Annotated in this window: 23 protein-coding genes; 20 read left to right on the top strand and 3 right to left on the bottom strand. The window is 54.0% G+C overall.

The genetic code is table 11. From position 1 onward, the window contains the following. Nucleotides 1-474: 474 nt before the first annotated feature. Entirely contained in the window at nucleotides 475-1,185 is a 711-nt protein-coding gene (locus CO251_RS02030) for an alpha/beta fold hydrolase (RefSeq protein WP_103374143.1), read from the bottom strand. Nucleotides 1,186-1,358: 173 nt separating this feature from the next. Between CO251_RS02030 and thiL the strand changes: the two genes are divergently transcribed. Genes thiL through rimI form a run of 4 tightly spaced genes read left to right on the top strand, consistent with a single transcriptional unit; the run spans nucleotide 1,359 to nucleotide 4,050 of the window. Next, a complete protein-coding gene (gene thiL, locus CO251_RS02025; protein WP_242968216.1) occupies nucleotides 1,359-2,405 on the top strand; it encodes a thiamine-phosphate kinase in 1,047 nt (348 codons plus the stop codon). Beyond that, nucleotides 2,362-2,868 carry a tRNA (adenosine(37)-N6)-threonylcarbamoyltransferase complex ATPase subunit type 1 TsaE gene (tsaE, locus tag CO251_RS02020; RefSeq protein WP_103374142.1) on the top strand — a complete coding sequence of 169 codons (507 nt, stop codon included), beginning with the start codon at nucleotides 2,362-2,364 and terminating at the stop codon, nucleotides 2,866-2,868. The genes thiL and tsaE overlap by 44 nt, the downstream gene beginning before the upstream one ends. Next, nucleotides 2,865-3,575, top strand: a complete 711-nt coding sequence (gene tsaB, locus CO251_RS02015) for a tRNA (adenosine(37)-N6)-threonylcarbamoyltransferase complex dimerization subunit type 1 TsaB (protein WP_103374141.1) — start codon at nucleotides 2,865-2,867, stop codon at nucleotides 3,573-3,575. The genes tsaE and tsaB overlap by 4 nt, the downstream gene beginning before the upstream one ends. Next, on the top strand, nucleotides 3,559-4,050 hold the full coding sequence (rimI, locus tag CO251_RS02010) for a ribosomal protein S18-alanine N-acetyltransferase (protein ID WP_369825224.1): 492 nt from the start codon (nucleotides 3,559-3,561) through the stop codon (nucleotides 4,048-4,050). Before tsaB ends, rimI begins: the two co-directional genes overlap by 17 nt. Nucleotides 4,051-4,053: 3 nt before the next feature. Here rimI and CO251_RS02005 read toward each other — a convergent pair whose 3' ends face one another. Further along, the gene (locus CO251_RS02005) at nucleotides 4,054-4,536 is read right to left on the bottom strand and encodes a hypothetical protein (protein ID WP_103374139.1); all 483 of its coding nucleotides are present in this window, start codon (nucleotides 4,534-4,536) and stop codon (nucleotides 4,054-4,056) included. 91 nt (nucleotides 4,537-4,627) lie between these two features. Here CO251_RS02005 and tsaD point away from each other — a divergent pair, with 91 nt between their 5' ends. The 8 genes from tsaD (at nucleotide 4,628) to CO251_RS01965 (ending at nucleotide 13,777) form a co-directional block, all read left to right on the top strand. Beyond that, nucleotides 4,628-5,620, top strand: a complete 993-nt coding sequence (gene tsaD / locus CO251_RS02000) for a tRNA (adenosine(37)-N6)-threonylcarbamoyltransferase complex transferase subunit TsaD (RefSeq protein ID WP_103374138.1) — start codon at nucleotides 4,628-4,630, stop codon at nucleotides 5,618-5,620. 3 nt (nucleotides 5,621-5,623) lie between these two features. Beyond that, nucleotides 5,624-6,136 carry a gamma carbonic anhydrase family protein gene (locus CO251_RS01995; protein ID WP_103374137.1) on the top strand — a complete coding sequence of 171 codons (513 nt, stop codon included), beginning with the start codon at nucleotides 5,624-5,626 and terminating at the stop codon, nucleotides 6,134-6,136. A gap of 63 nt (nucleotides 6,137-6,199) precedes the next feature. After that, nucleotides 6,200-7,582 carry a UDP-N-acetylmuramate--L-alanine ligase gene (gene murC, locus CO251_RS01990; protein ID WP_103374136.1) on the top strand — a complete coding sequence of 461 codons (1,383 nt, stop codon included), beginning with the start codon at nucleotides 6,200-6,202 and terminating at the stop codon, nucleotides 7,580-7,582. Between the two features lie 64 nt (nucleotides 7,583-7,646). Continuing rightward, entirely contained in the window at nucleotides 7,647-9,113 is a 1,467-nt protein-coding gene (gene guaB, locus CO251_RS01985; RefSeq protein ID WP_103374135.1) for an IMP dehydrogenase, read from the top strand. 30 nt (nucleotides 9,114-9,143) lie between these two features. Then, nucleotides 9,144-10,406: a UDP-N-acetylglucosamine 1-carboxyvinyltransferase gene (gene murA / locus CO251_RS01980; protein ID WP_103374134.1), complete on the top strand. Its 1,263-nt coding sequence runs from the start codon at nucleotides 9,144-9,146 to the stop codon at nucleotides 10,404-10,406. 14 nt (nucleotides 10,407-10,420) lie between these two features. After that, a complete protein-coding gene (locus tag CO251_RS01975; RefSeq protein WP_103374133.1) occupies nucleotides 10,421-11,602 on the top strand; it encodes an acetyl-CoA C-acetyltransferase in 1,182 nt (393 codons plus the stop codon). Nucleotides 11,603-11,614: 12 nt separating this feature from the next. Continuing rightward, on the top strand, nucleotides 11,615-12,469 hold the full coding sequence (locus CO251_RS01970; protein WP_173677055.1) for a 3-hydroxyacyl-CoA dehydrogenase family protein: 855 nt from the start codon (nucleotides 11,615-11,617) through the stop codon (nucleotides 12,467-12,469). Nucleotides 12,470-12,604: 135 nt separating this feature from the next. Then, nucleotides 12,605-13,777, top strand: coding sequence for a zinc ribbon domain-containing protein (locus tag CO251_RS01965; protein WP_369825223.1), 1,173 nt, complete (start codon nucleotides 12,605-12,607; stop codon nucleotides 13,775-13,777). Between the two features lie 131 nt (nucleotides 13,778-13,908). Here CO251_RS01965 and CO251_RS01960 read toward each other — a convergent pair whose 3' ends face one another. Continuing rightward, complete coding sequence (locus CO251_RS01960) at nucleotides 13,909-14,616, bottom strand: polysaccharide deacetylase family protein (RefSeq protein ID WP_103374131.1); 708 nt, start codon at nucleotides 14,614-14,616, stop codon at nucleotides 13,909-13,911. 128 nt (nucleotides 14,617-14,744) lie between these two features. Between CO251_RS01960 and CO251_RS01955 the strand changes: the two genes are divergently transcribed. From CO251_RS01955 to CO251_RS01920, 8 genes are all read left to right on the top strand, one after another. Further along, a complete protein-coding gene (locus CO251_RS01955; RefSeq protein ID WP_173677051.1) occupies nucleotides 14,745-15,899 on the top strand; it encodes a M20 family metallopeptidase in 1,155 nt (384 codons plus the stop codon). A gap of 11 nt (nucleotides 15,900-15,910) precedes the next feature. After that, nucleotides 15,911-16,420 carry a cyclic pyranopterin monophosphate synthase MoaC gene (gene moaC / locus CO251_RS01950; RefSeq protein WP_103374130.1) on the top strand — a complete coding sequence of 170 codons (510 nt, stop codon included), beginning with the start codon at nucleotides 15,911-15,913 and terminating at the stop codon, nucleotides 16,418-16,420. Continuing rightward, complete coding sequence (locus CO251_RS01945; protein WP_103374129.1) at nucleotides 16,392-16,871, top strand: molybdenum cofactor biosynthesis protein B; 480 nt, start codon at nucleotides 16,392-16,394, stop codon at nucleotides 16,869-16,871. The genes moaC and CO251_RS01945 overlap by 29 nt, the downstream gene beginning before the upstream one ends. A gap of 193 nt (nucleotides 16,872-17,064) precedes the next feature. After that, nucleotides 17,065-17,367 carry a co-chaperone GroES gene (locus CO251_RS01940; protein WP_103374128.1) on the top strand — a complete coding sequence of 101 codons (303 nt, stop codon included), beginning with the start codon at nucleotides 17,065-17,067 and terminating at the stop codon, nucleotides 17,365-17,367. A gap of 37 nt (nucleotides 17,368-17,404) precedes the next feature. Continuing rightward, nucleotides 17,405-19,051: a chaperonin GroEL gene (groL, locus tag CO251_RS01935; protein ID WP_103374127.1), complete on the top strand. Its 1,647-nt coding sequence runs from the start codon at nucleotides 17,405-17,407 to the stop codon at nucleotides 19,049-19,051. Nucleotides 19,052-19,166: 115 nt separating this feature from the next. Beyond that, nucleotides 19,167-19,760: a glycerol-3-phosphate 1-O-acyltransferase PlsY gene (plsY, locus tag CO251_RS01930; RefSeq protein WP_158246125.1), complete on the top strand. Its 594-nt coding sequence runs from the start codon at nucleotides 19,167-19,169 to the stop codon at nucleotides 19,758-19,760. A gap of 90 nt (nucleotides 19,761-19,850) precedes the next feature. Beyond that, a complete protein-coding gene (locus tag CO251_RS01925) occupies nucleotides 19,851-20,342 on the top strand; it encodes a hypothetical protein (RefSeq protein WP_103374125.1) in 492 nt (163 codons plus the stop codon). A gap of 136 nt (nucleotides 20,343-20,478) precedes the next feature. Continuing rightward, nucleotides 20,479-20,913: a MerR family transcriptional regulator gene (locus CO251_RS01920; RefSeq protein ID WP_103374124.1), complete on the top strand. Its 435-nt coding sequence runs from the start codon at nucleotides 20,479-20,481 to the stop codon at nucleotides 20,911-20,913. Nucleotide 20,914: the final 1 nt, after the last annotated feature.

Here is a 20,914-nt window from a genome sequence, read left to right as displayed (position 1 = left end):
AAAACCGCTTGTAGACTAAATGCTAGAGTTTTTAATTCTTCCTAAATTGGCTATCATCCTTGCATGCGGCTCTTGTCACCATGACCGGGAATGAGGTGGTTTTTTTGTGTGGTAAGAGCCTATTTAGGGTAAACTTGACTCGTATTCGTAGGAACAAGGGCCCGCACGTCATCAGATGAAGAAAGGAGGGAAGCCCGTTTCCGTTCCTGGGGCTTTTCGGGTTCGAGGATTCCAGCGGGCGCGTTGATGTCAAATCCTATTTGCCCGCAGTGCGGAAATCGCTGGCTGGGACGTCTTAGAGGGCCTGGATGGTTTTATTGCGATATTTGTATGGTGGAATTGCGTTGGGAAGCTGGTGCTATGGCCGTGTATATGATTACACCAGAAGGTGACCGGGATCGGGTCGTGAATGACATCGGTCAATCTGTCTGATTTTCGCAGGGATCCCCTTCCCGAAGGAAGGGGAAAAGGTTGCTAAGCAAGCAGGTTGGCATGGCGTGATAAAAAGTCGGCCATAGTGCGGCAAGTCATTTGCGGTTCTTCGATGTGCGGCAGATGACCGACATCATCAATGATGAGCAACTCAGCATCAGCTAAAGCCTTTTCGAGTTGGCGGCCGTACTCGACCGGCACGATGATATCGTCACGGCCCCAGAGCAACAATGTGGGCATGTTGACCCGGGTTAAATCGAGGGACGGATCCGAGGCAATGCCGTCATTCCCTAAATATTGCGCAAAGACATGGCGGCCATGATTTAATTCTTGGGCATCAGACAGTGTTCGGTAGGGCGTCAGTTTACGATATCGGTCGGGATGCTTGACGAGCCCCGACATAAACTGGTCAGGAGGCAGGGTCAGCGGGTTGACAATGGGGACATCTTTAAGATTCACACCCACGGCATCTAATAACATGAGGGCTCGCACTTGCGTGGGCATTTGGGCTGCAACGCCAAGAGCAACTCGTCCACCCATGGAGTTGCCGCCAATGGCGAATCGCTCAATATTCCACACACCCAGCCAGCCTTGGATAGCGACGACGATGTCACTCACCCGTTCAATTCCCGGCACTTTTTCAGATTGCCCGAATCCGGGCATATCGGGGGCGATCACGCGGAAATGGGTACTGAGACACTCTAACTGGTACCACCATGCTTTGCCAGTGCCTCCGCCACCGTGTAGGAGGATAATGGGGAACCCTTGACCGGATTCAAACCAGCTAAACTGCTTGCCACGCCATGTACCATGCTGGCGTATAATGTCTGTGGGAATGGTTGTCGCCTCCTAATAAGTATGCTGTCGTTATTGTAAACTTGTCGCGGCCGAAGGCCAAGGGAAGGAAGGACGTTACGAAACAGAAGATGATACGGACGTCGACCGTGCGTAAAGATCAGGAGGCGGTGAAGGTCAGCGACGTCGGTGAACGGGCGCTGATCTCAGTGATACACCGCTTACAAGCGATTGTACCAATGGGCTATTTGGGCATTGGAGATGATGCGGCATATCTTCCGCCATCGGATCTCGGATGGTTAGTAAGTCAAGATATGCTGGTAGAAGGAGTGCACTTCCGCTGGGATTGGATGACGCCGGAACAGTTGGGAGAAAAAGCGGTAGCGGTCAATATTAGCGATATTGCGGCAATGGGGGGCGTACCCAAGGCTATTTTAACCAGCATTGCCTTACCAGCGGATACTGAAGTCGAGCGGGTCGAACGGCTCTACCGTGGCATGGCTAAGGCATTAGACCGTTATGGGGCCGTGCTGCTGGGAGGAGACACGGTGCATTCGCCGAGTGAGATGTCTCTGGACGTGGCGGTGTTTGGACAGCCTAGTGTAACCGGCCCTATCTTGTTGAATGGTGCAAAGCCCGGAGATCGGCTTTTCGTGACGGGACGACTGGGTGCAGCTCATGCGGGCTATACGTTGTTATCCCATGGCGTGCGGTGGCCGAGTACTTCGATTCAGCATCGCAGTGTACTCCAAGCGCATTTGGCGCCGGTAGCCCGCGTAGAAGCGGGAAAGCAATTGGGGGCCCTCGCTCATGCTATGACCGATATATCCGATGGATTGCTGTCGGAAATTCGGACCATGACGCGTTTTGGAGGGATTGGTGTCCAAATTGATGCCGATAAGATGCCTATTGACGCGGCGACGAGGTCTGTAGCCAAGGAGTACGGTGAGGATGCGTTGGATTTTGCATTGTACGGTGGTGAGGATTACGAATTATTAGCGGCGATTCCGCCGTCCCGTGCCCAACAGGCGGAACAACTCTGTTTGCAGTGTGGGGTGCCAATTACCGAGATTGGCGTCGTAACTGATACCTTAGGCATTCGGGTGATACGCGCGGGAGAGGAGATAGCCGTCGATGAAGGAAAATCCTATCATCACTTCACCGTGGACCCGGATTAGCCATAGTCCCGAGGAGACGGCCGAGCTTGCCAATGAACTAGCGGGATTGTTCGCCCCTAAGGGATTAGTGATGCTGTCGGGAGACCTTGGGTCCGGCAAAACGACGCTGACGCAGGATCTGCTGAAAGCCTGGGGATATAAGGGATCGGTAAAATCGCCAACGTTTGACTTGGTCCATGTTTATCCGCTTCCGGCCTTTACCGTGTACCATGCAGACTTATACCGATTGCAGGGCGATGATGGGTTGGACATTTTAGACTTGCCGTCGCCGCACGATGCGCATAGTATCATTATTGCAGAATGGGGCGAAGCCCTGCGGTCGCTTTATCCTGAAGGGTTTGCACTGTCGTTAGAGGCTTGTGGGGAAAAATGCCGGCAAGTAGAACTGACGGCTTACGGCCCTGGGGCGCAACAGCGATTGCAGCAGTGGCGAACGTCGCAGTCCTTAAAGAGGCGGTCATGAGTCATAAAGTATTAGGATTTGATGCATCGGGACCTGGTTTGTCGGCTGGGTATCTGATAGAGGGAGAGGTGGCCGCGGATTTGTCGTGGCGCCGCTCAAAATCGGCAGGCTCGCATTTAGTCCCGTGGCTTGACATGCTCATTCAGGAATTTGGGACGCCTACCGTCATCGCTGTGGGAATTGGCCCGGGATCTTTTACGGGCGTCCGGATTGCTGTGACGGCGGCCAAGGCCTTAGCTTATGCCTTGCATGTTCCCGTTGTTGGGGTGTCGTCTTTGCAGGCTTGGGCCTATTCACCGCATTTGCAAGGGCCGGTCCTTGTCAGTAGTGAACGACGCGGTCCAGCCTTTTATGCGGGGTTGTATTATTGTGGGGGAAGCGTGCCCGAACCGCTGGTACCAGATTTTGCTGCCAATGGCGCCTTGCCCGAACAATTTCCTTGGTCCGGCCCCGTTGGGGTGTTAGGGCCTTTGGCAAGCGACAGCGAGATGCTAAAGGCTATTAGCCCAGAAGCTTATCGTTTGGATCTGCCCTTATTAGGGAGCCAAGTAGCAAGACTGGCTGAGTTCACAGTACAATATGGAGATGGGGTGGGGGCGTTAAACCTGTCGCCCGCCTATTTGCGAGCACCAGCTATTTCAAACCTGGGCCAAGCGTCGGCCGTGGTGCATGGAAAGGAAGAGAGCAGCCGTGGCAGTGAGCGATGACAAAGCCAAAGCCGGACCGGATGGGTCGCCAGAGGTTGTCGTGCGGGATATGTATATGGCCGATTTGGATGCGGTCATGGGGATTGAAGCCCATTCCTTTCCCACACCATGGTCACGCAATGCGTTTCAAACAGAATTGCTGGAAAACACATTTGCGACCTATTTAGTGGTTGAGTTCCACGGGCAAGTGGTGGCCTATGGTGGAATGTGGGTCATTTTAGACGAAGCCCATGTAACGAATATCGCTGTTCATCCAGACTTTCGGGGCCATCATTTAGGCGAAACGATTATGACAGGATTAATGGCTCGCGCCAAGGCCTTGGGTGTCGTGCGCATGACCTTGGAAGTGCGGCGAGGTAATATCGTCGCGCAAAATTTATACAACAAGTTAGGGTTTGTTCAACTAGGTGTACGGCGGGGCTACTACACCGATACTCACGAAGATGCGTTTATTATGTGGAAAGATCCCATGTAGGAATTAACTGGCCTTGGGATCTTGGCGGGCAGGCGCTTCGGGGGGCGGGAGTTTGGGCACGGTGCGTCCGCCCCACCATGCGGCGAAGCCTCCCAAGACGCCATAGAACACGGCGGCGAACCCTCCCGTAATAAGGGCGCTGGATACGACGTGCAGGTGTAGCATGGTGCGAGCGGCTGCTACGGGTACCCCATGCAACTGCGCAATGAAGGCTTGTTCGGCGGCGGGCAACCGGATCACATACTGACTGATGAGGGTGCCGGCAAAAGCGGTTACAGCGCCGATAACAGCGACTGGCCAAAAAGGCCGTCGCCCATGGCGTTTTATCGTGCGTCCTAAGAGGACAAAAAGGACAACACTGGCTAAAAAGGTGAATAGATGCCCCAGCGTCATCAACGGATATGTGGTTGGAGAAAGGGCCAAACTTGAGGGGCCCGCAAAAACAATTAACAAGACCATCCCATAGAGTATTATAATCCACCCCATAACAAACCCTCCCTAACAGTCATGGGAGTAGTTTTCCCAGATCGGCCAAAGATATTTCGCGCAACCAAGGAGAGGAGCATAGCCTACGAAAATCCTCGGAATCGAATCATCTTGTGATGAAACGGCGGCCGCTGTTGTTGAAGATGGCACACGTCTTTTAGCGACCAGTTTGGTATCATCTGCGGCCATTCAGGCCCAATACGGAGGCGTGGTGCCGGAAGTGGCGGCCAGGGAGCATGCGATGGCCATTTTGCCAGTCGTCGATTGGGTTTTAAAAGAGGCAGGGCTGGACTTAGCGGACATTGATGCGGTGGCGGTGACGCAAGGACCTGGCTTGTTGGGCTCCTTGCTGGTCGGGGTGACTTTTGCCAAAACGTTGGGAGCGAGTTTGCATGTGCCGGTAATCGGAGTTCATCATCTGGAGGCGCATTTGTATGCTAATGCGCTCATGGCTCCCATTGAGTTTCCCGCCTTGGCTTTGCTTGTCTCTGGCGGGCATACTAGTCTTTTTTACTGGCAAGGCCATCGGGATTTGCGGCTTCTGGGAGAAACGCAAGATGATGCGGCTGGGGAAGCCTTTGATAAAGCGGCACGTATTCTTCACATGACCTATCCGGGAGGACCGCAAATTGAACGGTTAGCGCGCCAAGCGCGTAAGAAGTCGTTCAAGCTACCCGTGGCCGATATGCATGGCCGGTTGGACTTTAGCTTTAGCGGGGTGAAGACAGCGACCGCCGCGTTATATCGCGAGCATCCTGACGAACCGGAAGAAGTGGCTTATGCATTGCAAGAGGCGGTCGTGCGCGCATTGGTCCAAACCGTCAAGAGGGCCCTTGCACGTTATCCGGTGGGCGATCTCTATCTTGCGGGTGGAGTGACAGCCAATGAAGCCATTCGCGAAGCGTTTTTGCATCTTGGCGCGGAGCTGGGCATAAGGATCCACATACCCCCGGTGTCTTACTGCACAGATAATGCGGCGATGGTCGCAAGTTTGGGATATTACCAATGGCAAGCGGGAGAGACCATGGGGGCTTTTGAAGGGCCCAAAGTGCTTTTTCCGCTCGGACAACGGGAGGGAGAATAAGTATTGCTGCTCAAATTTGGAGACTTTTATCCTCAAGTTGGCCATCCGGTGTTTGTGGCCCCGGGTTCTTATCTGATTGGCCAAGTGACGCTTGGGGATTATAGCTCGGTATGGTTTAATGCCGTGATTCGCGCTGATAGCGCGCCTATTACCTTGGGCGAGGGATCCAATGTCCAAGATAATGCCACACTGCATGCAGACCCTGGGTTTCCTTGCATGATTGGTGCGGGGGTCACGATTGGTCATGGGGCCATTGTTCATGGAGCGCAGGTGGACGATGATGTGTTAATTGGGATGGGAGCTATCATTATGAACGGATCCCATATTCACCCCGGCACCATCATCGCGGCGGGTTGCTTGGTTCCCCAAGGCATGGAAATTCCTGCGGGTGTTTTAGTGATGGGATCGCCCGCCCGCATTGTTCGTGAGTTGCGGCCCGAGGAACATGAACAAATTCGGTCAGCAGCCCTGCACTACCGCGCACTATGGGTGGAACAGGGATGGCAGTTTCGTTAATAAATAGAGGATGAAACGGCTGTGCTTGGCAAATCCTACCCATAAATGGCTGGAGGGACAAATGTGACGCATGTGCATTTTATAGGAATTGGCGGATACAGCATGAGTGGTCTGGCGCTGTTGCTAAAGCATCAAGGATATGAGGTCACGGGCTCCGATGTCAATCCATCAAGCCGAACGGAGCGCGTCGAACGTCAAGGCATCACGGTGCAATATGTCCATCGGCCAGAAAATGTGGCGGGAGCAGATTGGGTGGTATATAACACGGACGTGGCGGAGGACAATCCGGAGCGGGCTGAAGCGGTGCGGTTGGGGATACCCCTGTATCATCGGTCGGAAATTTTAGCCCGGGTGCTTGAAGGGTTTGAGGCCATAACGGTGAGCGGCACGCATGGCAAAACCACCACGACCACCATGATTGGCACTATTTTGCAAGATGCGGGGGCAGATCCGGCGGTCTTAGTGGGGGGAGAGGTTGCGCAATTTGAGGGGAATGTGCGCGTCGGTCATGGCCGTTATGCCGTGGCAGAAGCCGATGAAAGTGACGGCACGTTCTTGCGATATCATCCGTGGGTTGCGGTGGCAACCAATGTGGAGCCCGAGCATCTCGATCATTATGAGGGGTCTTTTGACGCGCTGCAGCAAGCATTTGCGGTCTATTTAAATAAAGTGCCGGATACGGGCTTAGCGGTCATTGGTGTAGACAATCCTGTGTTACGGACTATCAGTCAGACTCTGGCAGTACCTTTCGTCACGTATGGCCTGACGGAAGAGGCGATGCTTAGGGCAACCAATATCCAATTGACGCCCGCTTTAACGCGGTACACGGTAATGTGGCAAAACCAGCCGGTGGGAACCGCGACGCTCGCGGTGCCGGGGGTGCATAACGTGGTCAATAGCTTAGCGGCGCTGGCGGTAGCCCACCATACGGGGATTGCGTGGGATGATGCCTTACAATCTTTGGCCACATTTTCTAATGCTCAACGCCGGTTTCAGGTTATTGTGGATACCCCTGTCATGATTGTCGATGATTATGCGCATCATCCTACCGAGATTCGCTCGACCCTCCAAGCCTGCCGGCAGCGCACACCAGGGCGCATTTTTGCTTTATTTCAACCGCAAAGGTATATTCGAACCAAGAACTTGTGGACGGAGTTTACCCACGCTTTTGATGATGCCGATGAGCTCTATTTGACCGAGATTTATGCACCTCCGGGAGAAGCGCCCATTGCGGGCGTATCAGGAGAACGATTGGCCCAAGCGATTGCCGACCAAGGGAAAACCGTACATTTTCGTCCGGATATGTTTTCTGTTGTGGAGGACGTCTTGGGGCGCATGGTTCCGGGCGATACATTTATCACCATGGGAGCTGGGAATGTCTATATGGTCGGACGAGAACTTGCGAAGAAATTAGAGGCAAGCGATGTCGCGGGCTCAGGGTTGTGATAGACTGATGAGAAATTCCCTGGATGCCCCGGGGTGGTGAGTCAATACGAAGGAGAGATTAGAAGTGGAGTTTCAGGAAAAGTTTGGGCCCGAGGCCTTGACTTTCGACGATGTTTTGTTAGTCCCAGGACATTCAACCGTTCTGCCTAAGGATGTGAGTTTGACGACGCGCTTTACGCGTAATGTGTCGCTCAATATTCCCTTGGTTTCGGCCGGGATGGATACCGTCACAGAAGCGCGAATGGCCATTGCAATGGCGCGGGAAGGCGGGATCGGCGTGATTCATAAAAACATGTCGATTGAACGCCAAGCCGCAGAGGTGGACAAAGTTAAGCGGTCTGAACATGGGGTCATTATTGACCCAATCTTTTTGGGTCCGGATAATTTTGTGCGCGACGCTTTGGAAATGATGCGTCACTACCGTATTTCGGGCGTTCCGATTGTCCGAGATGGCGGATATTTGGTGGGTATTCTCACCAACCGGGATTTGCGGTTTGAGACAGATTTCGGTCGGCCGATTCATGAAGTGATGACGAAAGATAGTTTAGTCACGGCGCCTGAAGGAACCACGTTGGAAGAGGCCAAAGCCATATTAGGCCGCCACCGCATTGAAAAACTTCCCTTGGTCGATCGCATGGGTCGGTTGCGTGGCTTGATCACGATTAAGGACATTGAGAAAGCCAAAAAGTTTCCCCATTCCGCGAAGGATCAGAATGGACGGTTGCTGGTCGCGGCAGCTGTTTCAGTGGGGCCGGAAACCATAGCGCGCGTCGAAGCGCTCGTCGCGGCACGGGTGGACGTCATTGTCGTGGATACGGCGCATGGTCATTCGCAAGGGGTTATTGACACCGTGCGTCAAATTAAACAACTGTTTCCTCATGTAGATGTCGTGGGCGGTAACGTGGCGACACCGGAAGGAACCTTAGCGCTTATTGAAGCAGGGGCGGATGCGGTCAAAGTCGGGGTGGGTCCTGGGTCCATTTGTACAACCCGTGTGGTAGCCGGAATCGGCGTGCCGCAGGTGACTGCGGTCTTCGGGGCTGCGCAGGTGGCACAGTCTCATGGGGTGCCTATTATCGCCGATGGTGGTATTCGTTGGTCTGGCGATATCGTGAAGGCCCTAGCCGCCGGAGCATCAACGGTCATGATTGGCTCTTTGTTTGCAGGGACGGAAGAGAGTCCAGGCGAGATGGAAATATTTAAGGGCAGGTCGTTTAAAGTTTACCGGGGCATGGGGTCTTTGGCGGCCATGAAAGAAGGCTCGCGCGACCGTTATTTTCAGGACGATCAAGACGTGGATAAACTGGTGCCGGAGGGGATTGAAGGGCGTGTGCCTTACCGCGGATCCACAGCGGATACGGTGTATCAATTGGTTGGGGGCATTCGCTCAGGGATGGGCTATTGTGGCACACCGACGGTCGAGGATTTGTGGAGTCGTGGAAAGTTTATCAAAATCACTAACGCGGGCTTGCTCGAAAGCCATCCCCACGACATTCAGATTACGAAAGAGGCGCCGAATTACAGCTTATAGGGGTTTGCCCGATATGAAAGGCGGATTAGTGTGGCACGGCTTGTCATCGAAGGCCAGCACCCACTGGCTGGGGAAGTAAGTGTAGAAGGGTCGAAAAACAGTGCGCTGCCCATTATTGTGGCAGCGGCGCTGGCGTCAATAGGGACCACCATTTTAGATAATGTCCCGCGTTATACCGATATTTTGGACTTATGTCAGATATTGCGGGAATTAGGAGCCCGCGTGGAATGGACTGGTGAAACCCAGCTTGAAATTGATGCCACAAACTTGTCGGGATATCATGCGCCGTATGAATTGGCGAAGAAGTTACGAGGATCGACCTATGTGGTGGGCTTGCTGTTGGCACGCATGGGGCAGGCCGATGTGGCTTTTCCGGGCGGGTGTCAAATTGGATCACGCCCCGTGAATTTTCATGTACGGGGTTTTGAAGCACTAGGGGCTCATATGTGGCTGGAACACGGATCGATTCACGGCGAAGTCGGATCCCAAGGACTGCAGGGCACGCGCATTTATATTGAGCGGGCGTCTTTTGGCACCACCATTAATTTAATGATTGCCGCGTCCTTGGCGCATGGAACGACGATATTAGAAAATGCGGCCATGGAGCCAGAAACCGTAGATTTGGCCAACTTTCTCAATGCCATGGGGGCGGTTGTGAGGGGAGCTGGGACAAGCCTTATACGCATCGAGGGTGTGACAACGCTGCATGGGACGCGTCATGAAATCATTCCGGACCGTTTAGAGGCCGGGACATATTTGTTGGCGGCAGGGGTTGCTGGAGGTTCAGTAACTGTAACCAATGTGATCCCGGAACACTTGCGGACCGTTTTGTTGAAACTGGAGCAGGCCGGTTGCCACATCGAAGAAGATATGGACTGGATTCGTATTAGCGTCGAGGGACGTTTACGTGCGGTCGATATTGAGACCCTACCGTACCCCGGTTTTCCGACCGACCTCCACCCTCAAATGGTCAGCGTTTTGAGCCTATCTGAAGGGGTTTCTGTCGTCCAGGAGACGGTGTTTGAGAATCGCTTTGGCTATACCAACGACCTTGTGCGCTTAGGGGCTGATATTAAATTGGACCGGGAAACGGCGATTGTCCGGGGTGTTGACCAGTTGACGGGGGCCCCCGTGCAAGCTCAAGATATTAGAGGTGGAGCTGCGCTGGTTTTGGCAGGGTTGGGAGCGTTAGGCACTACCGTCGTCGACGGTCTGGAATATATAGACCGGGGTTATCATGCCTTGGAATATAAACTAAGCAGGTTAGGGGCCCGGATTATCCGGGAAGGATGAGGAGATGAGGAGCAATGCCAGAAACCGTGGTAGTGAGTCTAGCACGGACACCCTTCACGCCCTTTGGGGGCGCACTCAAAGACGTCAAAGCAACGGATCTAGGAGCCCATGCTATTCGTGAGGCGCTAAAACGGGCCATGATACCAGGCGACGCCATCGACTATGTTTTTATGGGCCAGGTCCTTCAGGCGGGAGCCGGACAGATTCCCTCGCGACAAGCCTCGATGGGAGCGGGAATGCCGGAGACGGTGCCATCGGATACGATAAACAAAGTCTGTGCCTCGAGTCTTAGAGCCGTGAATTTAGCAGATATGGCCATCAGGGCGGGCGAAATTCAATCGGCTGTTGCCGGGGGGATGGAATCGATGAGCCGGGCGCCATATTTGGTGGATGGGGCTCGCTTTGGTTTGCGGATGGGAGATGGGGCTCTTGTCGATGCCGCGGTGCACGACGGATTGTGGTGTAGTTTTGGCCAGTGTCATATGGGCGTTTATGGCAGCGAAGTTGCGAAGGAATTTGGCATTAGCCGTGAAGAACAAGATGAGTGGGCCTACCGCAGTCACGTAAGGGCGATTCTAGCGACGGATTCAGGGCGATTTGCCAAAGAAATTGCGCCATTGACATTGACGGGGCGTCGCGGTGAGCAGTCGGTCATTGATCACGATTTAGGCCCCCGGCGTGATACATCACTGGAGAAAATGCGGGCCCTTAAACCAGTGTTCGTCGCCGACGGGACTGTGACGGCGGGAAATGCGCCTGGGTTGACAGACGGAGCCGCCGTATTGGTCTTGATGGAGCGCACACAAGCAGAAAATTTGGGGTTGCCGATATTAGCGACGATCGTGAGTTCGGGATTCGTGTCGCGCGCTCCTAAATACTTGCATACCGTGCCCGCTTATGCGGCTGAAATGGCTTTGGCAAAAGCGGGGATTGACAAATCCCAACTCAAACTCATCGAAATTAATGAGGCCTTTGCGGCGGTGACGTTGACGAGTATTAAAGTTGGAGAATTTAATCCCGAAATTGTCAATGTCAATGGGGGTGCTGTCGCGTTAGGACATCCGATCGGCGCGTCGGGGGCACGCATTTTGATGACGTTAATTGTCGAACTGCAAGAACGGGGCGGCGGTTACGGTGTGGCCGCGATCTGCAGCGGAGGTGGCCAGGGGGAAGCGACGCTGGTCAAAGTCGGGTAGGGGGTCAATATGATGGAAAATCAGCGCCTGTTAGTCGTAGGGGCTGGACAAATGGGAGCCGGCATTGCGCAGACTGCGGCGACTCAGGGCTTTGAGGTGTGGTTGACGGACAATGCCCCGGAAAAAGTGCAAAAAGCCCTCGGTGGCATGCAAGCGCGACTGAGCCGTGCGGTTGAGACGGGTAAATTGACCGCCGATCAACAAAGGGATATTTTGTCTCGCATTCATGCCGTGCCCACGGCCCAGAGTGTTTCTTCCGTTGATCTTTGTATTGAAGCGATTGTTGAAGCGGAGGCCGTCAAAGTGGGGGTGTTTCGTGAGCTGGGCGAGCACTTCGGTCCCGACACGATACTGGCCTCCAATACGTCATCCATCTCGATTTCTCGTATTGCCCGTGACACCCGGTATCCGGAACGGGTTATCGGCATGCATTTTATGAATCCGGTTCCCGTAATGCGTTTGGTTGAAGTCGTGGAGGGAGCTCTTACAAAGAGCGATGTCACCCAGCACGTCATGGCGGCAGCCGAAGCCATGGGGAAGGTGCCCGTCCTAGTGCAAGATTACCCTGGTTTTGTCTCCAACCGCATTTTGATGCCGATGATTAACGAGGCGATCTTTGCGTTGCAAGAAGGCGTGGCGAGCCGTGAGGCGATTGATACGGTGATGAAATTAGGCATGAATCACCCCATGGGGCCTCTGACGCTAGCAGATTTTATTGGACTTGATACCTGTTTATCTATTATGGAAGTGCTTTATCAAGGTTTTAGTGATTCCAAATATCGGCCAGCGCCCTTACTACGGAAAATGGTGGATGCAGGGCTTTTGGGCCGGAAAAGCGGACAAGGGTTTTATCACTATGACAAGTAGGAAAAACGAGGCGGATTCCCGCCTCGTTTTTCTTTTTCATCAAAATACCGCGCGGCGGAGACCTCGGCCTTCAGGCCGGGGAGGAGCCGCGTCAGAGAACCCCCCCCTTCTTCCCATGTTGTGGTCTCACTAACATTGCGATATGATAGGTCTCGTGAATGTTGGGGGGCGTCTGCGACGGTACTGACCTTGACCGCGAAAGTGCCATGGTATCCGAACCCGGATCAGGCGACGTTGCTCCAGCAGACCGTCGAGGCCTACCGTCAGGGGTGCCACGGGGTCTCCGGGGTTGTCGATACCACGCACTGCCTTCAGCAAGCCGATCTCCACACCGAGACCTACCGGCCCTTGTGGGCGCCGTTTGGCTTGCGATCCCAAATGGCGCAATCGGTGATCAAAACCGTGATGGCCCGCTACAACAGTGTGCTGGCCCACGGGCATCCCTGGACTCGGGTGCCGTTCACCAAACCGGCCTTCGATCTCGTCTGTAATCGCGACGATTCCTTGAAGGCCGGCGCATTCTCTCTCAATACGCTGGCAGGCCGCGTGCCGATCCCCTTCGCCCGGCAGGGCATGGAACGCGTCTTCGACGGGACTTGGCAGTGTGGCACGGCACCTCTTGTGCACCGCCATGGGCGCTGGTTTCTCCCTGTACCGATGACGAAAGACGTGGCCGAGACCGATTGGGCGGAGATTCGTCAGGTGGTCGGGCTCGACTTCGGCATCAACGTCCTGGTGACGGCCTACGATTCCCAGGGGCAGACTACCTTTTTCCCCGGCCGCGCCGTCAAAGTGCGGCGTGACCACTTCAAGATCCTCCGGCAGACCCTGCAACGCCGGCAGACGCCGTCCGCCCGGCGGCGCCTGAAACGCTTAGGACAACGAGAAAACCGTTGGATGACCGATGTGAACCATCAGGTCAGTAAGGCACTCGTGGTCCGCTATTGGGGCCCAGACGCTATTCGTCCTGGAGGATCTGACGGGGATGCGGGGGGCCACGGAGCGGGTCCGGCGACGGGATCGGTATACGTCCGTGTCGTGGGCCTTTTACCCACTCCGCTAGATGCTCGAAATAAAGCGACCCTATATCAGTCCCGCACGATCGCGGTGGATCCGCGCTATACCTCGCAAACCTGTCCCCACTGTGGGCACGTGGCCCGAGGAAATCGCGATAAGCGCCGACACCGCTTCGCGTGCCAACAATGCCACTACCGGTCGAACGATGACCGGATTGGCGCCATGAACCTGCACCGTCAGGGAATTGAGTACCGGGTGACAGGTGCGATCGCGGCGGGCCCGCGGTCGTGAGGGCGACGTCAACCGCCCTACGAAGCGACCCCAACCCAAGGAAGGAGATGGCGTTCAGCCATCGGACGCACTTCCGGGGAGTCGCAAGCTCCGGCCTTTAGGCCGGGGTAGTTGACGGGTCTAATAGCGCGTTAAATGGGAGAAGAGTGGGGTACTTGGTCTTGTATGAGTTGAGGCAAAGTGACCGCTTGGTAGCCCATCTGCTTTAGTTGCTCTAAAATGGCATTGAGGGCAGTCGCGGTCTGCGAACGATTCCCGCCGCCATCGTGCATGAGAATAATGGAGCCAGGTTTTACTTGGGTTGCGACTTTGTTAATAATAGAGCCAACCCCGGGGCGAGCCCAGTCTCGCGTGTCGATAGACCATAAGACAACGGTGTACCCGTGATCGGCAAACAAATGTATCATGGGTTGGCTGACTAGGCCATAAGGGGGCCGGTAGAATAATGAGGGGTCGACGCCTAAGGATCGGACAAAATCTTGCGATTTGCTCGCGTCTTGCCATAGCGCGGCGGCGCCGACGCGGCGTAAATTCAAATGCTGCCAGCCATGATTTGCGACTGCCGAGCCTTGACGGGCGATGTCGCGCACCAGTTGTGGAAATCGCTCGGCCTCACTACCGACAACGAAGAAAGTGGCGTGCGCATGATACCGTGTCAGGGTACTGAGAATTAAGGGTGTGTATTTGGGTGATGGTCCATCATCAAACGTAATCGCCACGATTTTTTTGTTGGTGGGGACATGGGTTAGGACATTTTGGGAAACGGGCTGAGTGACCAGAAGAAAGGCTAACGCGATTAAGACGAATGGACTGATGACGAGCCATCGCCAACCATTCATGGGGCAATCATCTCCTTGGGCGGTGCTAAAGCCCGTCCGGCGTGTTTGTGAATATGTACGCACTGCTTGCCGCGAATATGCGGCGGATGAGACACAATGAAGATATGCGAGAAAGGGGAGAATAATCGGTGGCAGAAAACCTTTGGCAAACCATCGAGCCTTGGATGGTCGACGTACGAAGACAAATTCATCGTTTTCCAGAATTAGGGCTTGAAACACCCCATACCCAACAAGTCGTGGAAGAGGCTTTAGATTTCTTGCAGATTTCGCATCACCGCTTAATTGGCACGGGGGTGGTGGGCGTGATTGCCCCCCATGCACAAGGTCCTGCCATGTTATTGCGCGCGGACATGGACGCTTTGCCGATTTTAGAGGCCACCGGCCTGCCTTTTAGCTCAGAAATCTCTGGCCGCATGCATGCATGTGGTCATGACATGCATACGGCCATGCTATTGGGCGCCGCATATTACTTAAAACATCACGAGGCGCAATTAAGCCACCCGGTTATTTTAATGTTCCAACCAGGAGAAGAAGGACCGGGAGGCGCTTTGCCGATGATCGAAGCGGGCATTTTAGACAATCCTCCGGTGAGTCGGGCCGTAATGGTGCACGTGGATAGCGATCTTGCCGCAGGAGTTGTTGGCCTGTTCAGCGGTCCCGCCATGGCCTCACCGAATGATTTTTCGATAACGGTTAAAGGCCGGGGCGGGCACGGGGCTCATCCGGATAAAACGGTGGATGCCATTATCGCGGCAACGGCGATTGTGCAAGCGTGTCAGACATTAGTGAGCCGCGAAGAAGATCCCACCGAGCCTTTAGTGGTGACGTTTGGCACAATTTGTGGGGGTTACCGGGAAAATGTGATTGCAGATACGGTAGAGATGACGGGTACGATTCGTATTTTGTCACCCAATAATCTCGACGGGACTCTTGAGCGCTTTGACAATTTGGTCCATCAAATCGCGCAAGCATACCGCGCGGAAGCTGTCATTTCTATGCACCGAGGATATCCTCCGCTGGTGGCTGATCCCGCCTTTACGGGTTTGGTGCAGCAGGTCTTGACACAGGAATTGGGAGAGGCTGCTGTCGTTTTACTGCCACGGCCATCGATGGGTGCGGAGGATTTTGCCTATGTCGCACAAAGAGTGCCCGCCACAAACGTGCATGTTGGCGTCGTGGGCCCGGATTTCGTCACAGGAATTCATTCGGCAGCGTTTAATCCCGATGAGCGCGCATTGCGAACAGGTGCCCAGGCGTTTGCGGCGATTGCGATGCATTTGTAGGAGGGTCATACGTGGGTACCCAACCAAACCATCTTAATGAACGTGGAGAAGTACATATGGTGGAAGTGGGCGAGAAGCCGGCAACCCGGCGCCTAGCGCGTGCCGTTGGGTATTTATCGGCGCGCCCGGATATTTGCCAAGCGGTTAAGAACGGCCAGATCCCTAAGGGTGACGTTTTGGCCGTCTCCCGCGTGGCGGGAATTATGGCGGCCAAAAAGACCAGTGACATCATTCCATTGTGTCATCCTTTGCCATTAACTCATATAGACGTCCAGATTGAAATTGAATCAGAAGCTTTTCGGGTGGAAGCGGTGGTGGAAACAACGGCTCCGACGGGCGTGGAAATGGAAGCGCTAACCGCGGTATCAGCGAGCCTTCTCACGCTTTATGACATGCTTAAAGGGATGGACCGAACCCTGGAGATTGGGCACATTGTCTTGTTGGAAAAGGCCGGAGGCCGTTCCGGGCATTTTCTTCGGGAAGGAGCTTCTCATGTGGACCATAGCGATTCTCACCAGTAGTGATCAAGGCGCTACGGGGAAGCGCGCAGACGAATCGGGGGCAATTTTGGCGACCCATTTGGAACAAGTTGGCAAAGTTGTCGAACGCAAGATTCTGCCCGATGAAGAAGAGCTGTTAGCTCAGCAGATGCAGAAGTGGATAGACCAAGGCATTGATCTGATTCTGACCACAGGGGGCACCGGGTTAGGGCCCAGGGACGTGACGCCCGAGGCTACAAGACGAGTCATCGACCGCGATATTTCGGGTATCGCGGAGGCCCTGCGACAAGAGTCGATGCGCCACACCCCCATGGGCATGCTGTCTCGAGGGATAGCGGGCCAGGCCAAGATGACGCTCATCATCAATCTTCCCGGCTCTCCTCGTGCGATTGAGGAACTCTTGCCAGTCATTTTTCCTGTTTTAGACCATGCGATGCACCTCATTCATGGGCAAACCACTCATGAAAAATGATGTTTAGGGTAGAACTAAAAAGATTTTACGAGATTGGTGGCCGTAAAGGGCCATATTTCCGGTTTCTGCCGGGAAGAGAATTATTTGACGTGTTTCGGCCTTTTGAGTAAACTGCTCTATGGGTACGTTAGCACTCGCTGAGCGTGAGTGCTAACAAAAAACATAGTTAGCTATTACTGAGGAGGGAACATCTGTGGAGCTTCGTCCTCTGGCAGACCACTTGGTAGTGGAAATGACAGACGACGATTCACTGCCTTCGGGGATTGTGTTGCCCGACACCGCGAAGGAGAATCCGCAGCGGGGACGTGTTCGAGCGGTTGGCCCTGGCCGACTCTTGAATGATGGTACCCGGGCACCTTTGGAGGTCGGACCCGAAGATGTCGTGCTGTTCGACTTGGAAGCAGCAAAGAAAGTTAGAGTGAACAATCATGATTACTGGTTGCTGCGGGAACAAGATGTTCTGGCAGTAATCGTGCCGGCAATGGTTCACGCCTAACCACATGCACCATAAACGCTTAGGAGGGTAACAGTTAATGGCGAAGCAAATCATTTATGAAGAGGAAGCCCGTCGCGCTTTAGAGCGGGGTGTTGACAAGCTGGCCAATGCTGTCAAGGTCACGTTGGGACCCAAGGGACGCAATGTTGTGTTGGAGAAGAAGTTTGGAGCCCCTTTGATCACCAATGACGGAGTCACCATTGCACGCGAAATTGAACTGGAAGACCCATTTGAGGCGATGGGCGCTCAGCTCGTGAAAGAAGTCGCCACCAAGACCCAAGATGTTGCAGGGGATGGAACGACCACGGCGACCGTGTTAGGTCAGGCCATGATCAAGGAAGGATTGAAGAATGTTACCGCCGGGGCAAATCCCATGGGGATCAAGCGGGGCATTGAGCGGGCGGTCGCGGTTGCAGTTGAAGAGATTCGCAAGATTGCTACCCCGATTGAAGGTAAAGAGGCGATTACCCAAGTGGCTTCCATTTCGGCCAACGACGAAGAAATTGGGCGCCTTATTGCCGAAGCTATGGAGAAAGTGGGCGCTGATGGCGTCATCACCGTCGAGGAATCCAAGACCACGGGCACGACCTTAGAAACCGTGGAAGGCATGCAGTTTGACCGTGGTTACATTTCGCCTTACATGGTCACAGACACGGAGAAAATGGAAGCCGTCTTGTCCGATCCGTACATTTTGATTACTGACCGCAAGATTTCTGCTATTCAAGACTTGCTGCCTGTGTTAGAGAAGATCGTTCAGCGTGGCAAGCCCTTGGTTATTATTGCCGAGGACGTTGAAGGGGAAGCGCTTGCGACGTTGGTCGTCAACAAGCTGCGTGGAACATTGACGGCCGTTGCCGTGAAAGCTCCGGGATTTGGTGACCGCCGCAAGGCGATGCTCGAAGACATTGCCATCTTGACCGGAGGTCAGGTCATTTCTGAGGACATCGGGTTGAAATTGGAAAATGTGACGCCAGAGATGCTCGGTCAGGCACGTCAAATCAAGATTGCTAAAGAAGAGACCACGATTGTCGAAGGTCATGGCTCTGCGGAAGACATTAAGAAGCGGGTCGCAGTGATTCGCAAGCAAATTGAAGACACGACCTCTGATTATGACCGTGAGAAGTTGCAAGAGCGCTTGGCCAAATTGTCTGGTGGAGTAGCGGTCATTCAAGTGGGAGCAGCCACCGAAGTAGAACTAAAAGAAAAGAAACTGCGTATCGAAGACGCGCTGTCCGCAACCCGGGCCGCTGTTGAGGAAGGTATTGTAGCTGGCGGTGGCACCACCTTGTTGCGCGCCATTCCCGCAGTAGACGCCATTGAGGCATCGGGTGACGAGCGCATTGGAGTCAACATTGTTCGCCGTGCGTTAGAAGAACCCGTGCGTCAGATTGCTCACAACGCCGGTTTGGAAGGTTCCGTCATTGTTGACGCCATTAAGAAGGAAAAGGGCAACATGGGTTATGATGCGGCTCACAACCGAGTGGTTGACATGGTCAAGACAGGGATTGTTGACCCCGCTAAAGTCACGCGGTCGACGTTGCAAAATGCAGCCTCCATTGCGGCGATGTTGTTGACCACTGAAGCGTTAGTGGCTGACAAGCCCGAGAAGAAAGACGCGGCTGGAGCCCCTGGCGGTATGGGTGGCATGGGCGGTATGGGCGGCATGGGCGACATGATGATGTAAGTCGTTCTTGCTCAACAAAAGAGGGGAGCCTTGAGGCTCTCCTCTTTCTTTTTGCGGCTCGGACAGGAATAATAGAGAGCACAAGATGATGAGGAGCGACGTAGGAGGGAATGAAATGGGGGCATTAGCTATTGGCATCGTCATCGTGGCATTTTTCTTGGGAGCCATACCTTTTGGGTACCTCCTCGCACGTCTCCGTTTTCAAACGGACATTCGCCAACATGGCAGTCAGAATATCGGTGCGACCAATGTGGCGCGGACTTTTGGACTGAGTACAGGACTCATCGTGTTGGGCTTGGACGCCTTAAAGGGAATTCTAGCCGTGCAACTGGCCTATTGGGTCACGCCTGCGCATCCGGCATGGGCGGCATTGGCAGGGTTTTTTGCTGTTTTGGGCCATGTGTTTTCCCCGTTTATGCGATTTAAAGGCGGAAAGGGCATTGCGTGCGGCTTGGGCGTTGTCATCAGTTTATTTTGGCCTGCGGCATTGGGGGCGGCCTTGGTCTTTGCAGGGGTTGTCCTGATCTTTCGCATTGTCTCCGTTGCGTCATTGATGGGCATGATTGCTGCCCTGGTGACGCTATGGGCGGCTGGCCGTTTCGTGGATCTCTGGTATTTTGCCGTTCCCACGGTGATTTTGGCGTTATGGGCCCACCGCAAGAATTGGGAGCGCTTGATTCAGGGGAAGGAACCCCGTTTCGGTCGATAAAAATTTTTTAGGAAAGTATGGCAATGGATTGAAATGGGTAAAAATGGGAAGGCTGAAGATAGACGAATCGCTGTTAAGGAGGCCTAACCAGTGGAAGTGACATTATCTCAGCTTATTGAAGCGGCTCCAGAATTGGCTGTCGCGTTGCGCACCGATATTCGGCGAGGAAAGCTGCCGGCGAAACGGCAAGAAGGGGTGGCCGGTCGTCCCTACCTCGTGGATACCCATGCGCTGTTACAATCGGACCGCGAAGGATTTCGTCAGTTAGCCCAGGATTTAGAAGCCGGTCGGGAAATTATCCGGACCAAATCGGATAAAGGAAGCGCTGGCGTGTCGCATTCTCGCCGCATTGGGGAAGAAATTTGGCCGCCTTTCATGAAGATTATGGAGTCTCAGCAATCGATGATGAATCAATTGTTGGATGTCTTTACGGAAGAGATGCGGCGTCGGCAGGACCGTGTCGACCGTCAGGCACGGGAGATGCAGGAGTTGTCGTATAAACTCGGGCAATCGCATCAACAAATTGAGCGATTGGAACGTATCCTCAAAGAACGAACAGAAACCCGACTTGAACAGGCGTAAAACGATTATAGAAAGTCGAAAATGATGGCAGGGGTTTTGGACCCCTGCCAAATTCTCGTCAACGGGTTTAGTTTGTTGTTAAAGTTCGGTAAGATATTGACAGGAACACAGGGGTTTTATCACGAGGAGATGTTTTATGAAAAGTGGCAGCCATTCCGACCAGCCATCTTTCTCTATTGGGGTTGTCAAAGAGGCGACCGGCTTGACAGAAAGACGCATCCGCTATTATGAGACGCTGGGGATGTTAGCGCCGGGACGTACTCAGGGTAATCAGCGTCTTTATAGCCAGGGGGATATTGACCGCCTCAAATATATTAAAGCGTTGCTTGATCACGGGGTCACCTTGAAAGAGGTGCGTGCTCAACTGCAACAGGAAGATACGGCCACGTACCGCCACGACTTTGACGAGGTGGAACGGGATGCGGAGAGTTACTTTCAGGGGAAGCTGATTGCGCGGCGGGCCGATGTCCACCGCGATTCGCTGTACCCGTTGATTAATCGCCAAGACATTATGCGCCGTTTGGCTCGTGAGCACAAGGACGGGCAGGGAGATACGAAGGGAGACCATTAAG

The organism is Sulfobacillus sp. hq2, assembly GCF_002903155.1.
GTDB lineage: Bacteria > Bacillota > Sulfobacillia > Sulfobacillales > Sulfobacillaceae > Sulfobacillus > Sulfobacillus thermotolerans.
This window is presented reverse-complemented; position numbering and strand designations above follow the sequence as displayed.

Bases quoted from the DNA above. Each gene is read 5' to 3' on its own strand.
- CO251_RS01975 (WP_103374133.1), top strand. From the start codon at position 10,421: ATGCCAGAAACCGTGGTAGTGAGTCTAGCACGGACACCCTTCACGCCC.
- CO251_RS01920 (WP_103374124.1), top strand. From the start codon at position 20,479: ATGAAAAGTGGCAGCCATTCCGACCAGCCATCTTTCTCTATTGGGGTT.
- CO251_RS01960 (WP_103374131.1), bottom strand. From the start codon at position 14,616: ATGAATGGTTGGCGATGGCTCGTCATCAGTCCATTCGTCTTAATCGCG.
- tsaE (WP_103374142.1), top strand. From the start codon at position 2,362: ATGAAGGAAAATCCTATCATCACTTCACCGTGGACCCGGATTAGCCAT.
- groL (WP_103374127.1), top strand. From the start codon at position 17,405: ATGGCGAAGCAAATCATTTATGAAGAGGAAGCCCGTCGCGCTTTAGAG.
- CO251_RS01970 (WP_173677055.1), top strand. From the start codon at position 11,615: ATGGAAAATCAGCGCCTGTTAGTCGTAGGGGCTGGACAAATGGGAGCC.
- CO251_RS02005 (WP_103374139.1), bottom strand. From the start codon at position 4,536: ATGGGGTGGATTATAATACTCTATGGGATGGTCTTGTTAATTGTTTTT.
- tsaB (WP_103374141.1), top strand. From the start codon at position 2,865: ATGAGTCATAAAGTATTAGGATTTGATGCATCGGGACCTGGTTTGTCG.
- plsY (WP_158246125.1), top strand. From the start codon at position 19,167: ATGGGGGCATTAGCTATTGGCATCGTCATCGTGGCATTTTTCTTGGGA.
- CO251_RS01945 (WP_103374129.1), top strand. From the start codon at position 16,392: ATGTGGACCATAGCGATTCTCACCAGTAGTGATCAAGGCGCTACGGGG.
- thiL (WP_242968216.1), top strand. From the start codon at position 1,359: ATGATACGGACGTCGACCGTGCGTAAAGATCAGGAGGCGGTGAAGGTC.